Origin of the sequence: Mycobacterium sp. E3305 (assembly GCF_001666785.1) — a bacterium.
Classification (GTDB): Bacteria; Actinomycetota; Actinomycetes; order Mycobacteriales; family Mycobacteriaceae; genus Mycobacterium.
The window spans coordinates 19,826-33,912 of record NZ_LZJA01000133.1; the positions used below are offsets into that span (position 1 = coordinate 19,826).

At 69.1% G+C, this 14,087-nt stretch carries 14 protein-coding genes; 12 read left to right on the forward strand and 2 right to left on the reverse strand.

Annotated elements, in window-relative coordinates:
• The first annotated feature begins 22 nt into the window (after positions 1-22).
• The 6 genes from fusA (at position 23) to A5701_RS12595 (ending at position 7,313) form a co-directional block, all read left to right on the forward strand.
• Entirely contained in the window at positions 23-2,128 is a 2,106-nt protein-coding gene (fusA, locus tag A5701_RS12570; RefSeq protein WP_073880591.1) for an elongation factor G, read from the forward strand.
• Between the two features lie 109 nt (positions 2,129-2,237).
• Positions 2,238-3,428, forward strand: a complete 1,191-nt coding sequence (tuf, locus tag A5701_RS12575; protein WP_007167815.1) for an elongation factor Tu — start codon at positions 2,238-2,240, stop codon at positions 3,426-3,428.
• Between the two features lie 131 nt (positions 3,429-3,559).
• Positions 3,560-4,315: a PE family protein gene (locus tag A5701_RS12580; RefSeq protein WP_067753456.1), complete on the forward strand. Its 756-nt coding sequence runs from the start codon at positions 3,560-3,562 to the stop codon at positions 4,313-4,315.
• 89 nt (positions 4,316-4,404) lie between these two features.
• Complete coding sequence (locus tag A5701_RS12585) at positions 4,405-5,241, forward strand: SHOCT domain-containing protein (RefSeq protein WP_067753459.1); 837 nt, start codon at positions 4,405-4,407, stop codon at positions 5,239-5,241.
• 49 nt (positions 5,242-5,290) lie between these two features.
• A complete protein-coding gene (locus A5701_RS12590; RefSeq protein ID WP_082954895.1) occupies positions 5,291-6,109 on the forward strand; it encodes a mycofactocin-coupled SDR family oxidoreductase in 819 nt (272 codons plus the stop codon).
• 25 nt (positions 6,110-6,134) lie between these two features.
• Entirely contained in the window at positions 6,135-7,313 is a 1,179-nt protein-coding gene (locus tag A5701_RS12595) for an NAD(P)/FAD-dependent oxidoreductase (protein WP_067753465.1), read from the forward strand.
• 3 nt (positions 7,314-7,316) lie between these two features.
• Here the strand turns inward: A5701_RS12595 and A5701_RS12600 are convergent, their stop codons facing one another.
• Both A5701_RS12600 and mftR read right to left on the reverse strand, forming a co-directional pair.
• Positions 7,317-8,363, reverse strand: a complete 1,047-nt coding sequence (locus A5701_RS12600; RefSeq protein WP_067753468.1) for a DUF2332 domain-containing protein — start codon at positions 8,361-8,363, stop codon at positions 7,317-7,319.
• Positions 8,360-8,956, reverse strand: a complete 597-nt coding sequence (gene mftR, locus A5701_RS12605) for a mycofactocin system transcriptional regulator (protein ID WP_067753471.1) — start codon at positions 8,954-8,956, stop codon at positions 8,360-8,362. The genes A5701_RS12600 and mftR overlap by 4 nt, the downstream gene beginning before the upstream one ends.
• Before the next feature lie 98 nt (positions 8,957-9,054).
• Here mftR and mftA point away from each other — a divergent pair, with 98 nt between their 5' ends.
• From mftA to mftF, 6 genes are all read left to right on the forward strand, one after another.
• Positions 9,055-9,144: a mycofactocin precursor MftA gene (gene mftA, locus A5701_RS12610; protein ID WP_046186817.1), complete on the forward strand. Its 90-nt coding sequence runs from the start codon at positions 9,055-9,057 to the stop codon at positions 9,142-9,144.
• A 4-nt stretch (positions 9,145-9,148) separates the two neighbouring features.
• Positions 9,149-9,421 carry a mycofactocin biosynthesis chaperone MftB gene (mftB, locus tag A5701_RS12615; RefSeq protein ID WP_067753474.1) on the forward strand — a complete coding sequence of 91 codons (273 nt, stop codon included), beginning with the start codon at positions 9,149-9,151 and terminating at the stop codon, positions 9,419-9,421.
• Entirely contained in the window at positions 9,418-10,584 is a 1,167-nt protein-coding gene (mftC, locus tag A5701_RS12620) for a mycofactocin radical SAM maturase (RefSeq protein ID WP_067753477.1), read from the forward strand. The genes mftB and mftC overlap by 4 nt, the downstream gene beginning before the upstream one ends.
• A gap of 3 nt (positions 10,585-10,587) precedes the next feature.
• A complete protein-coding gene (gene mftD / locus A5701_RS12625; RefSeq protein WP_067753480.1) occupies positions 10,588-11,778 on the forward strand; it encodes a pre-mycofactocin synthase MftD in 1,191 nt (396 codons plus the stop codon).
• A gap of 164 nt (positions 11,779-11,942) precedes the next feature.
• Positions 11,943-12,674, forward strand: coding sequence for a mycofactocin biosynthesis peptidyl-dipeptidase MftE (gene mftE / locus A5701_RS12630; RefSeq protein WP_067753483.1), 732 nt, complete (start codon positions 11,943-11,945; stop codon positions 12,672-12,674).
• Positions 12,671-14,083, forward strand: a complete 1,413-nt coding sequence (mftF, locus tag A5701_RS12635; protein WP_067753486.1) for a mycofactocin biosynthesis glycosyltransferase MftF — start codon at positions 12,671-12,673, stop codon at positions 14,081-14,083. The genes mftE and mftF overlap by 4 nt, the downstream gene beginning before the upstream one ends.
• Positions 14,084-14,087: the final 4 nt, after the last annotated feature.

Here is a 14,087-nt window from a genome sequence, read left to right on the forward strand (position 1 = left end):
TCGAAAGAGTGGGAAGACTTCTGTGGCACAGAAGGACGTGCTGACCGACCTGACCAAGGTCCGCAACATCGGCATCATGGCGCACATCGACGCCGGCAAGACGACGACGACCGAGCGCATCCTCTACTACACCGGTATCAGCTACAAGATCGGTGAGGTGCACGACGGCGCCGCCACCATGGACTGGATGGAGCAGGAGCAGGAGCGGGGGATCACCATCACCTCCGCGGCTACCACCTGCTTCTGGAACGACAACCAGATCAACATCATCGACACCCCGGGCCACGTCGACTTCACCGTCGAGGTGGAGCGCAGCCTGCGCGTGCTCGACGGTGCCGTCGCCGTCTTCGACGGCAAGGAGGGTGTCGAGCCGCAGTCCGAGCAGGTGTGGCGCCAGGCCGACAAGTACGACGTTCCGCGGATCTGTTTCGTCAACAAGATGGACAAGATCGGCGCCGACTTCTACTTCTCCGTGCGCACCATGGAGGAGCGCCTGGGCGCCAACGTCATCCCGATCCAGCTGCCCGTCGGCTCCGAGGGTGACTTCGAGGGCGTTGTCGACCTGGTCGAGATGAAGGCCAAGGTGTGGAGCGCCGAGGCCAAGCTCGGCGAGAAGTACGACGTCGTCGACATCCCGGCCGACCTGCAGGAGAAGGCCGACGAGTACCGCACCAAGCTGCTCGAGGCCGTCGCCGAGACGGACGAGGCGCTACTGGACAAGTACCTGGGTGGTGAGGAGCTCACCGTCGAGGAGATCAAGGGCGCCATCCGCAAGCTGACCATCAGCTCGGAGGCCTACCCCGTCCTGTGCGGCAGCGCGTTCAAGAACAAGGGCGTCCAGCCGATGCTGGACGCGGTCATCGACTACCTGCCCTCGCCGCTGGACGTGCCGCCGGCCGTCGGCCACGCGCCGGGCAAGGAGGACGTCGAGGTCATCCGCAAGCCGTCGACCGACGAGCCGTTCGCCGCGCTGGCGTTCAAGGTGGCCACGCACCCGTTCTTCGGCAAGCTGACCTACGTCCGGGTCTACTCGGGCAAGGTCGACTCCGGCAGCCAGGTCATCAACGCCACCAAGGGCAAGAAGGAGCGGCTGGGCAAGCTGTTCCAGATGCACTCCAACAAGGAGAACCCGGTGGAGACCGCGTCGGCGGGTCACATCTACGCCGTGATCGGCCTGAAGGACACCACCACGGGCGACACCCTGTGCGACCCGAACGACCAGGTCGTCCTCGAGTCGATGACCTTCCCGGACCCGGTCATCGAGGTGGCCATCGAGCCCAAGACCAAGAGCGACCAGGAGAAGCTGAGCCTCTCGATCCAGAAGCTCGCCGAGGAGGACCCGACCTTCAAGGTGCACCTGGACCAGGAGACCGGCCAGACCGTGATCGGCGGAATGGGCGAGCTGCACCTGGACATCCTGGTGGACCGCATGCGTCGCGAGTTCAAGGTCGAGGCCAACGTCGGCAAGCCGCAGGTGGCCTACAAGGAGACCATCAAGCGGGCCGCGAACAACGTCGAGTTCACCCACAAGAAGCAGACGGGTGGCTCGGGCCAGTTCGCGAAGGTGATCATCAACCTCGAGCCGTTCACCGGCGAGGACGGTGCGACCTACGAGTTCGAGAACAAGGTCACCGGTGGCCGCATCCCCCGGGAGTACATCCCGTCGGTGGACGCCGGGGCGCAGGACGCCATGCAATACGGTGTGCTGGCCGGCTACCCGCTGGTGAACCTCAAGGTCACCCTGCTCGACGGCGCCTTCCACGAGGTCGACTCGTCCGAGATGGCGTTCAAGATCGCCGGTTCGCAGGTCCTGAAAAAGGCTGCGCAGCAAGCACAACCGGTCATCCTGGAGCCGATCATGGCCGTCGAGGTCACCACGCCCGAGGACTACATGGGCGACGTGATCGGCGACCTGAACTCCCGCCGTGGCCAGATCCAGGCCATGGAGGAGCGGAGCGGTGCACGCGTCGTCAGGGCGCACGTGCCGCTGTCGGAGATGTTCGGCTACGTCGGCGACCTGAGGTCCAAGACCCAAGGCCGGGCGAACTACTCCATGGTGTTCGACTCGTACGCCGAAGTACCGGCCAACGTGTCGAAGGAGATCATCGCGAAGGCGACGGGTCAGTAAAAATCCCCTCGGAGTAATCTTGCCGGGTCATTGCAAAGCCTTGGGCGCGGCACAACTGAAAACACCAACACTGCTTTAACGAGCACCAACAGTCCAGGAGGACAACGAAGTGGCGAAGGCGAAGTTCGAGCGGACGAAGCCGCACGTCAACATTGGGACCATCGGTCACGTTGACCACGGCAAGACGACGCTGACCGCGGCTATCACCAAGGTTCTGCACGACAAGTACCCGGACCTGAACGAGTCCCGCGCGTTCGACCAGATCGACAACGCTCCCGAGGAGCGTCAGCGCGGTATCACCATCAACATCTCCCACGTGGAGTACCAGACCGACAAGCGCCACTACGCGCACGTCGACGCCCCGGGTCACGCCGACTACATCAAGAACATGATCACCGGCGCCGCCCAGATGGACGGCGCGATCCTGGTGGTCGCCGCCACCGACGGCCCGATGCCGCAGACCCGTGAGCACGTGCTGCTCGCGCGTCAGGTCGGCGTGCCCTACATCCTGGTCGCGCTGAACAAGGCCGACATGGTCGACGACGAGGAGCTCCTCGAGCTCGTCGAGATGGAGGTCCGCGAGCTGCTGGCCGCCCAGGAGTTCGACGAGGACGCCCCCGTCGTGCGGGTCTCGGCGCTCAAGGCGCTCGAGGGCGACGCCAAGTGGGTCGAGTCCGTCGAGCAGCTGATGGAGGCCGTCGACGAGTCGATCCCGGACCCGGTCCGCGAGACCGACAAGCCGTTCCTGATGCCGGTGGAGGACGTCTTCACCATCACCGGGCGTGGCACGGTGGTCACCGGTCGTGTCGAGCGCGGCGTGATCAACGTGAACGAGGAAGTCGAGATCGTCGGCATCCGCCCCGCCAGCACCAAGACCACGGTCACCGGTGTGGAGATGTTCCGCAAGCTGCTCGATCAGGGCCAGGCCGGTGACAACGTCGGTCTGCTGCTCCGCGGTATCAAGCGCGAGGACGTCGAGCGCGGTCAGGTCGTCACGAAGCCCGGCACCACCACGCCGCACACCGAGTTCGAGGGCCAGGTCTACATCCTGTCCAAGGACGAGGGCGGCCGGCACACGCCGTTCTTCAACAACTACCGTCCGCAGTTCTACTTCCGCACCACCGACGTGACCGGTGTGGTGACGCTGCCGGAGGGCACCGAGATGGTGATGCCCGGTGACAACACCAACATCTCGGTCAAGCTGATCCAGCCCGTCGCCATGGACGAGGGGCTGCGGTTCGCGATCCGCGAGGGTGGCCGCACCGTCGGCGCCGGCCGGGTCGTCAAGATCATCAAGTAGGTCCAGTTCGCCATAGGGCCCGGATTGCCGAAAGCGGCAATCCGGGCTTTATGCGTTTACCGGGCCTGATGCGGGCGGCTCCGCTACGATTCCGTGATAAGGGAGTCGGGGGAAGACGGCCGGGAGGTTAGATGTCCTTCGTATTCACGACGCCTGAGTACGTCGCCGCGGCGGCGTCGGACCTGGCCAGGATCGGCTGGACGATCACGTCCGCCAACACGATGGCGCTGGGTCCTACGTCTAACGTGCTGGCCCCGGGTGCCGACGAGGTGTCGGCCAGCATCGCGACCCTGTTCGGCGCGCACTCCCAGGTGTACCAGGCGCTCAGCGCGCAGGCCGCGGCGTTCCACCAGCAGTTCGTGCAGCTGATGAACGGCGGCGCGGCGCAGTATCTCGCCACCGAGGCGGCCAACACCTCGCCCCTGCAGAGCGCGGCGGCGCCCGCGTCGATGGCCGCCCAGCTGCCGGCGGTGACGGCCGCGGGTGGGTCGGCGCCGGGCGTGCCCGCGGGACCCGTGGCCTCGGCGATCGCCCCCGCTTCGGCGCTCGCGGGAGCGCAGGCGCAGGCCGGCCAGACGGCGGCCGCCGCCACCGCGGGGCCGGCGGCGATGGCCCCGGCCGCCACACCGGCGACGCCGGTGCGGATGGTGACCCCCGCCTACACCCCGGCCACCGCGACGCAGCCGGCGGCGCCGGCACCGGCGCCGGTGAACCCGCTCGCGACGGCGCCGGCGCAGGTCGAGACGCCGCAGGCCGCCGCGGCGCCCGCGATGCCGGTGTCGACCGGCACGCCGGTCAAGATGGTGTCGGCGCATTCGCCCGTCGGGGCGACGCCCGCGGGGTCTTCGGAGCGCCCGGCGCCGACGGTGATACCCAAGATCGACTGACGCTCGCCGGTTTGCGCGTATGGCGCGCGTGGCGACAGCGCGGAAGCTAACCTGGCACGAAAATTCCCAGCAAGGGTAAGGAGACACTCGTGTTGGCGCGCTATCTCAAGGCACAGTTGATCGTTTTGCTGTGTGGCGGCCTTGTCGGGCCGATCTTCCTCGTCGTCTACTTCACCCTCGGGTTCGGCAGCCTGCTGCAGTGGATGTTCTACGCCGGCCTGCTCATCACCGTGGCCGACGTGCTGATCGCGCTCGCGCTGGCCAACTACGGCGCGAAGTCGTCGGCCAAGAACGCGGAGCTCGAGCAGAGCGGCGTGCTGGCGCTGGCCCAGATCACCGGGGTCACCGAGACGGGCACCTGGATCAACAACCAGCAGGTCGTGAAGGTGCACCTGCACATCGCGGGCCCCGGATTCCTGCCGTTCGACAGCGAAGACCGGGTGATCGCCAGCGTCACCCGGCTCGGCAACCTGTCCGCCCGCAAGCTGGTGGTGCTGGTCAACCCGACCACCAACGAGTACCGGATCGACTGGGAGCGAAGCGCTTTGGTCAACGGCCTGGTCCCCGCGCAGTTCACCGTGGCCGAGGACAACAAGACCTACGACCTGAGCGGCCAGGCCGGCCCGCTGATGGAGATCCTGCAGATCCTCAAGGCCAACAACGTTCCGCTGAACCGGATGGTCGACATCCGGTCGAACCCTGCGCTGCGCCAACAGATCCAGGCGGTGGTGCGCCGGGCGGCCGAACAACAGGCGCCGGCTGCCCAGCCGCAGCCGGCCACCGCCGGAGGGCCGGCACCGGTGGTGACGCCCCCGCAACCGTCGATCGCTCAGCGGCTCCAGGAGCTCGAGACCCTGCGCGCCAGCGGCGCGCTGACCGACCAGGAATACAACAGCCGGCGGGCCCAGATCATCTCGGAAATCTGACCGCCGGGCGAGTTAGAACAGGTTTCAGTTCCGCTGCTAGCCTTGCCTCGTGGCTGACTCACTGCAAGGCCGGGTGGCATTCATCACCGGCGCCGCGCGCGCCCAGGGCCGCTCGCACGCGGTGCGGCTCGCCCGCGAAGGCGCCGACATCATCGCGCTCGACATCTGCGCGCCCGCGTCAGAGAGCATCACCTACACGCCTGCCACGCCGGAGGACCTCAACGAGACCGTACGGCTGGTGGAGGCCGAGGGCCGCAAGGTCTTGGCCCGTGAGGCCGACATCCGGGACGATGCCGCACTGCGCCAGCTGGTGGCCGACGGCATCGAGCAATTCGGCCGGCTCGACATCGTGGTGGCCAACGCCGGGGTCTTGAGCTGGGGCCGGCTCTGGGAGCTCACCGACGAGCAGTGGGACACCGTGATCGGCGTCAACCTGACCGGCACCTGGCGCACGCTGCGCGCCGCCGTGCCCGCGATGATCGAGGCGGGCAACGGGGGCTCGATCATCGTGGTCAGCTCGTCCGCGGGCCTGAAAGCCACACCGGGCAACGGGCACTACTCGGCCAGCAAGCACGGGCTCACCGCGCTGACCAACACGCTGGCCATCGAGCTCGGCGAATACGACATCCGGGTCAACTCCATCCATCCGTACTCCATCGACACCCCGATGATCGAGCCCGAGGCGATGATGGAGATATTTGCCCGCCATCCCAGCTTCGTGCACAGCTTCCCCCCGATGCCGTTGCAGCCCAACGGGTTCATGTCGCCCGACGAAGTGGCCGACGTCGTGGCGTGGCTAGCTGGTGACGGGTCGGCCACGGTGACGGGCACGCAGGTCCCCGTCGACAAGGGCGCATTGAAGTACTGATCGGCGATCGTGGTATGAACTCCACGTGACCGCGAGCAAAGGAATAGTGATCGTCGGTGGCGGCCTGGCCGCCGCCCGGACCGCCGAGCAACTTCGCCGGGCGGAGTACGCCGGCCGCGTCACGATCGTCAGCGACGAGGTGCATTTGCCCTACGATCGCCCGCCGCTGTCAAAAGAGGTGCTGCGCAAGGAGGTCGACGACGTCGCCCTCAAGCCCCGGGAGTGGTACGACGACAACGACATCACCCTGCGGCTGGGCGCGGCGGCCACCGCCCTGGACACCGCGGCGCAGACGGTGACGCTGGCCGACGGGTCCGTGATCGGCTACGACGAACTCGTCATCGCGACCGGCCTGGTACCGCGGCGCATCCCGACACTGCCGGACCTCGAGGGCATCCGGGTCCTGCGCACGTTCGACGAGAGCATGGCGCTGCGCGAGCACGCGTCCTCCGCGCGGCGCGCCGTCGTCATCGGCGCCGGATTCATCGGCTGTGAGGTCGCGGCCAGCCTGCGCAGCCTCGGCGTGGACGTGGTGTTGGTCGAGCCGCAGCCGACGCCCCTGGCGTCGGTGCTCGGCGAGCGGATCGGCGAGCTGGTCGCGCGCCTGCACCGCGACGAAGGGGTGGACGTCCGTCTCGGCGTCGGGGTGGCCGACGTGCGCGGCGACGGACGAGTGGACACGGTGCTGCTGACGGACGGCACCGAGCTGGCGGCCGACCTGGTGGTCATCGGCATCGGGTCGCACCCAGCGACCGGTTGGCTCGAGGGCAGCGGCGTCGCCGTGGACAACGGTGTGCTCTGCGACGGGGCCGGGCGGACCAGCGCGCCCAACGTGTGGGCGCTCGGCGACGTCGCCTCCTGGCGCGACGCCACGGGACATCAAGCGCGCGTGGAACATTGGAGCAACGTCGCCGACCAGACCCGCGTCGTGGTGCCCGCGATGCTTGGACAGGACTCCTCGTCGTCGGCCGTCGTAGTTCCGTACTTCTGGAGCGACCAGTACGACGTCAAGATCCAGTGCCTGGGCGAACCGGAAGCCACCGACACCGTCCACCTCGTCGAGGACGACGGCCGCAAGTTCCTGGCCTACTACGAGCGAGACGGCGTGCTCGTGGGCGTGGTCGGCGGCGGGATGCCCGGCAAGGTCATGAAGGTGCGCGCGAAGATCGCGGCCGGCGCGCCCATTTCCGACGTGCTGGGCTGAGCCCTAGCGCCACTGCACCGGCGGGCCGTGCGGATGGCATTCGCCGAGGATCTCGAGACCGCCGCCCGGCCAGCGCCGCGCCCGCACCAGGAACCGGATCGGCGCGTCGGGCGCGTCGCGTGCCGGTTCCAGCGTGAGGTGGACGAGCGGCGACCGTTCGTCGGCCTGCTCGCCCAGCGCGCTGATCGTGGCGCGGACCGTGTCGCGCTCCTCGTGGCTCAGGTACTGCCAAGTGATCGAGTGCCACAGCACCGTCAACGCGCCCGCGGCCAGCGTCAGCCCGGCGACCGCGTCGGCCGCCGATCGGCGCTCCAGCCGCGCGGGCACCCGGCGGGCGACCTCGACGGCGCCGCGCAGCCGCTCGAGCCGCGCGGTCTGATCTGGCCAGACGTAGCTCAACACCGTGAGCTCCCCGTCGGTGGCGGTGACGTCGATGGGTGCGATGTCGAAGCCGTGCCGCTCGACGATCCGCACCCCGCCGTCGGGCGGTAGCGCGCCGCGCCACGCGTCCTCGATGGTCACGGGCGAATCGCCCGGGCCCCACTGGCCGTCGGCGAACCGGTAACGGTAATGGTCGGCGCGCAGGTTCAGCCCCGCACTGGAGCCGATCTCGAAAAGCCTTATCGGCAAACCTGATTCACCGTTGGCGCGCAGCAAGCCGCCGATCAGGGCGGCCGATCGGCCGACCTCGTTGGTCTGCGGCGGTTGCCGCAGGGCGGCGCGTAGCGCGTCGGCGTGTTCGGCCGCGACGCCCTCGATTTCCGGCCAGGCGGCCTCGGCGTCCCAGCTGCCTCCGGTGCTGGGGTACCACCGGCGCAATCCCGGTGCCCGGCCGTCGAGCACCAACCGGTGTAACCCGCCGAGCAGGCGCAGCGGCACCGCGAGGGGCGCGGGGTCGTCCTCGTGCCCGGACAGGATCGTTGCGAAGACGCCCCCCGACTCGACGTCGCGGGCCACCAGCTCGAAGAGTTCGCCGTACATCGGGGACCCGGAGCGGGCGCAGAACCGCCCTTGCGCGCGCAGTGTGTGCAGCAGGTGGTCCGCGGTCACCGATCCAGCCCGTCCAGCCCGGCGCCGACGACATCGAACGCGTTGCCCAGCGCGGTCGGCAGCGGGACGGACTCGTCGCCGAGCCAGTGCTCGTAGGCCGCCAGCGCCACCCCGAGCATCGTCCAGGCGGCGGTCTGGGGCAGCAGGTCCGTGGTCTTGAGGTCCGACCGGCGGGCCACGAATCCGGCGATCACCTCGCGCCAGCCCGCGTACATCGTCATCGAGTAGGCCTGCAGCTCGGCGGTTTGCAGGATCACCCGCATGCGCTGGCGGTGCCGCGCCGTCTCGGACTCGTCAAAGGTGTTGAACGCCAACAGCGCATCGCGCAGCGCCTGACCCAGCGGCACGCGCGGGTCGACGTCGTCGAGCAGGTCGCGCAGGCGCGCGAGGTGGGTGTCGAAGTCACCCCAGGGGATGGCGTTCTTGGAGGCGTAGTAGCGGAACAGCGTTCGCCGGGAGATGCCGGCGGCCTGGGCGACGTCGTCGACGCTGACGTCGGCGAAGCCGCGGGCGCTGAACAGCTCGATGGCGACGTCGGTGATGTGGTGCGGCGTTGTCGAGCGGCGACGGCCCACCCGCGGCTGCGGCACCATGAGACCCGCCCTTCCATTTCGGCACTCGATGCCATATTCTGACGAAGCTTGTGACTCGATCCCCATCGTTGTCAAGAACCGACGAAAGGCAATGACCCGTGGACCACGAAACCGAGACCGAGACCCAGCTCGTCACCGAGACCCTGGTCGAAGAGGTGTCCATCGACGGCATGTGCGGGGTCTACTGACCCCGTGTTCGACCCCGACCGCGGCTGGCGGTTGCACCCGCAGGTGGCGGTTCGACCCGAACCCTTCGGGGCGCTGCTCTACCACTTCGGCACCCGCAAGCTGTCCTTCCTGAAGAACCGCACCATCCTCACCGTGGTGCGGTCGCTGGCCGACCATGCCGACGTCCATTCCGCCTGCCGCGCGGCGGGGGTGGACGACGCCGGCGAGGCGCCCTATCTGCACGCGCTCGGCGTGTTGGCCGATTCGAAGATGTTGGTACCCCAGGAGGCCCCATGACTGCCACCGTGCCGCGGCTCATCGAGCAGTTCGAGAGCGGCCTGGACGCGCCCATCTGCCTGACGTGGGAGCTCACGTACGCATGCAACCTGGCGTGCGTGCACTGCCTTTCGTCCTCGGGCAAGCGCGATCCGCGAGAGCTCTCCACCCGTCAGTGCATGGACATCATCGACGAGCTGGAACGCATGCAGGTGTTCTACGTCAACATCGGCGGCGGGGAGCCCACCGTCCGGCCGGACTTCTGGGAGCTGGTCGACTACGCGACCGCGCACCACATCGGGGTGAAGTTCTCCACCAACGGGGTCCGCATCACCGAAGAGGTCGCCGCCCGGCTGGCTGCCAGCGACTACGTCGACGTCCAGATCTCGCTCGACGGCGCCACCGCGGAGGTCAACGACGCGGTCCGCGGTCCGGGGTCCTTCGCCATGGCGGTGCGCGCGCTGGAGAACCTGGCCGCCGCCGGTTTCGCCGACGCGAAGATCTCCGTCGTGGTGACCCGCCACAACGTCGACCAGCTTGACGAATTCGCCGCGCTCGCAAGCCGTTACGGCGCCACCTTGCGGATCACCCGGCTGCGGCCCTCGGGCCGCGGCGCGGACGTCTGGGAGGATCTGCACCCCACGGCCGCCCAGCAGGTTCAGCTCTACGAGTGGCTGGTGGCCAAGGGCGAGCGGGTGCTCACCGGCGACTCCTTCTTCCACCTGGCGCCACTGGGCTCCTCCGGGGCGCTGGCCGGCCTGAACATGTGCGGCGCCGGCCGGGTGGTGTGCCTGATCGACCCGGTGGGCGACGTGTATGCCTGCCCGTTCGCCATCCACGACCGCTTCCTGGCCGGAAATGTGTTGACCGACAACGGGTTCGACAATGTCTGGAAGAACGCCCCGCTGTTTCGCGAGCTGCGGAAGCCGCAGTCCGCGGGCGCCTGCGGCAGCTGCGGGCACTACGACGCCTGCCGGGGCGGCTGCATGGCGGCCAAGTTCTTCACCGGCCTGCCGATGGACGGCCCGGACCCCGAGTGCGTCCAGGGCCACAGCGAGGCGGCGCTGGCCCGGCGGCGCGAGACGCCGCGCCCCCGCGCCGACCACTCCCGGAAGTCCGGCGGCCCGGTACCCCTGACACTGTCTCGGCCGCCCGCCCGCCTGTGCAACGAAAGCCCCGTCTAGACCATGGCCGGCCAATGGTTCGAAACGGTCGCCATCGCGCAGGAACGCGCGAAACGGCGGCTGCCCAAATCCGTCTATTCGTCCCTGATTTCCGCGAGCGAAAAAGGGGTCACGGTCGGCGACAATGTCGCGGCGTTCAGCGAACTCGGTTTCGCGCCCCACGTCGTCGGCGCACAGGAAAAGCGCGACCTGGCGACCACCGTTATGGGCCAAGATATTTCACTGCCGGTGATCATTTCGCCCACCGGTGTCCAGGCGGTCGACCCCGACGGGGAAGTGGCCGTCGCGCGGGCCGCCGCGGCGCGCGGAACTGCGATGGGCCTGTCCTCGTTCGCGAGCAAACCGATCGAGGAGGTCATCGCCGCCAACCCCAAGGTCTTCTTCCAGGTGTACTGGCTGGGCGGGCGGGACGCGATCGCCGAGCGGGTGGAACGGGCCCGTCAGGCCGGCGCGGTCGGCCTGATCGTCACCACCGACTGGACCTTCTCCCACGGCCGCGACTGGGGCAGCCCGCAGATCCCCGAGCAGATGAACCTGCGGACCATCCTGCGGCTGTCGCCGGAGGCGATCACGCGTCCGCGGTGGCTGTGGAAGTTCGGCAAGACCCTGCACCCGCCCGAGCTGCGGGTGCCCAACCAGGGGCGCCGCGGCGAGCCCGGCCCGCCGTTCTTCGCGGCCTACGGGGAGTGGATGGGCACGCCGCCCCCGACGTGGGAGGACATCGCCTGGCTGCGGGAGTTGTGGGGCGGGCCCTTCATGCTCAAGGGTGTGATGCGCGTCGACGACGCGAAAAGGGCTGTGGATGCCGGAGTTTCGGCGATCTCGGTGTCGAACCACGGCGGCAACAACCTGGACGGCACGCCGGCGTCGATCCGGGCCCTGCCCGCGGTGGCCGCCGCGGTCGGCGATCAGGTGGAGCTGCTGCTCGACGGCGGCATCCGCCGCGGGAGCGACGTCGTCAAGGCCGTGGCGCTGGGCGCCCGCGCGGTGATGATCGGCCGCGCCTACCTGTGGGGCCTGGCGGCCGCCGGCCAGGCCGGCGTGGAGAACGTCCTCGACATCCTGCGCGGCGGCATCGACTCGGCGCTCATGGGGCTGGGCCACGCGAGTGTGGCAGACCTCGGCGCGGACGACATCCTGGTGCCGCCCGGCTTCACCCGGGCGCTCGGCGTGCCACCCACCGGGAATACCTGAGCAGCCAATTACCGATATCCGGGGCAGGCCTACCCGGATGATTGACGCCCCCGCAAACGGTGGTACAAGCGTGGTGCCCGTGACGAACGAGCACAAAATTCGAACGCCCGATGAACCAGCCAGAAAAAAATAGTTTTCACCAGACAACAATTGGTGCACGCCAGGTGAATTCGTCCTACCATCACCGAGTGCCCGTACTCGGCGAATTGGCGATGGCCACATCAGGCCGGCTATCGGGCACCTCGCCGTCGATATTGATCCCGCTCGGGTCCACCGAACAGCACGGTCCGCACCTGCCGTTGGACACCGACACCCGCATCGCCACCGCAGTCGCGCGCGGCGCCCGGGCCGGTCTGGACGGCGACTGGTGGGTGGCGCCGGCCGTCGCCTACGGCGCCAGCGGCGAGCACCAGAGCTTCGCCGGAACGATCTCCATCGGTACCGAAGCCCTGACCGCGTTGCTGGTCGAGTACGGCCGGTCGGCCGCCGACTGGGCCCGGCGCCTGGTCTTCGTCAACGGCCACGGCGGGAACATCGCCGCCCTGACCGCCGCCGTGACCCGGCTGCGGGCCGAGGGCCGCGACGCCGGCTGGTGCCCATGCCTGGCCGGCGGCGGCGATGCCCACGCCGGGCACACCGAAACCTCGCTGGTGCTGCACATCTCGCCAGCCGACGTGCTGACCGACCGGTGGCTCGCGGGCAACAGGGCGCCGCTGCCGGAATTGCTGCCGTCGATGCGCCGCGGGGGAGTCGCCGCCGTCAGCCCCGTCGGCGTGCTGGGGGACCCGACCACCGCGACCGCCGCCGACGGCGAGCGCATCCTCGCCGAGATGGTGGACACCTGTGTCCGTCGAGTGGTCCGCTGGTCGCCCGGGCGCGACGGAATGCTGACATGAGCCAGCCCCGGCTGCCCGACGGCTTCGCCGTCCAGGTCGATCGCCGCGTCCGGGTGCTGGGCGACGGCTCGGCGCTGCTCGGTGGTTCGCCGACGCGGCTGCTGAAGCTGGCGCCGGCCGCCCAGGACTTGCTCTGCGACGGCCGGCTGAAGGTGCGCGACGACGTGAGCGCGCAGCTGGCCCGCACGCTGCTGGACGCCACGGTGGCGCATCCGCGGCCCGCGGGCGGACCGTCGCACCACGACGTGACCGTGGTAATCCCGGTGCGGGACAATCTTTCCGGCGTGCGCCGCCTGGTCAGCTCGCTGCGCGGCCTGCGCGTCATCGTGGTGGACGACGGTTCCTCCCCGCCGATCGAGCCGGCCGACTTCGTCGGCGCGCACTGCGACGTCGAGGTGTTGCGCCATTCGCGCAGCAAGGGCCCGGCGGCCGCGCGCAACACCGGGCTGGCGGCCTGCACCACCGACTTCGTCGCCTTCCTGGACTCCGACGTCGCGCCCCGGCGCGGATGGCTGGAGGCGCTGCTCGGGCATTTCTGCGACCCCACCGTCGCCCTGGTCGCCCCGCGCATCGTCGGTTTGTCGCACAGCGAGAACGTGGTGGCGCGGTACGAGGCGGTGCACTCGTCGCTCGACCTCGGCGAGCGCGAAGCGCCGGTGCTGCCCCACAGCACGGTGTCCTACGTGCCCAGCGCGGCGATCATCTGTCGCTGCGCCGCCCTGCGCGGGGTCGGCGGGTTCGACGAGACCCTGCAATCGGGCGAGGACGTCGACCTGTGCTGGCGGCTCATCGAAGCGGGCGCGCGGCTGCGCTACGAGCCCATCGCGCTGGTCGCCCACGACCATCGCACCGAGCTGCGGGATTGGATCGCGCGCAAGGCATTCTATGGCGGTTCGGCCGCGCCGCTGTCCGTCCGCCACCCGGACAAGACGGCACCGGTGGTGATCTCCGGCTGGGCGTTGATGACCTGGATCCTGGTGGCGTTCGGGACCAGCCTGACCCAGCTGGCGTCTGTCCTCGTCGCCGTGATCACCGGTCGCCGGATCGCCAGGGCCATGCGGGGCGCCGAGACGTCGATCACCGACGTGGTGCTGATCGCCGGCCGCGGCCTGTGGTCGGCAGCGCTGCAGCTGGCGTCGGCCCTGTGCAGGCACTACTGGCCGCTGGCGTTGCTGGCCGCCACGCTGTCGCGGCATTTCCGACACGTCGTGCTGGTCGCGGCGATCATGGACGGCGTGGTGGACTGGCTGCGCCGCAGGGACGCCGTCGGCGACGACGCCGAACCGATCGGCCTGCTCACCTACCTGGTGCTCAAACGTGTCGACGACCTGGCGTACGGGCTCGGATTGTGGTGGGGTGTGCTGCGGGAGCGCAACCTGCGCGCGCTGAAACCGCAGATTCGGAGCTAGCCGC

Bases quoted from the DNA above. Each gene is read 5' to 3' on its own strand.
- mftC (WP_067753477.1), top strand. From the start codon at position 9,418: ATGACTGCCACCGTGCCGCGGCTCATCGAGCAGTTCGAGAGCGGCCTG.
- mftF (WP_067753486.1), top strand. From the start codon at position 12,671: ATGAGCCAGCCCCGGCTGCCCGACGGCTTCGCCGTCCAGGTCGATCGC.
- A5701_RS12580 (WP_067753456.1), top strand. From the start codon at position 3,560: ATGTCCTTCGTATTCACGACGCCTGAGTACGTCGCCGCGGCGGCGTCG.
- mftD (WP_067753480.1), top strand. From the start codon at position 10,588: ATGGCCGGCCAATGGTTCGAAACGGTCGCCATCGCGCAGGAACGCGCG.
- mftR (WP_067753471.1), bottom strand. From the start codon at position 8,956: ATGGTGCCGCAGCCGCGGGTGGGCCGTCGCCGCTCGACAACGCCGCAC.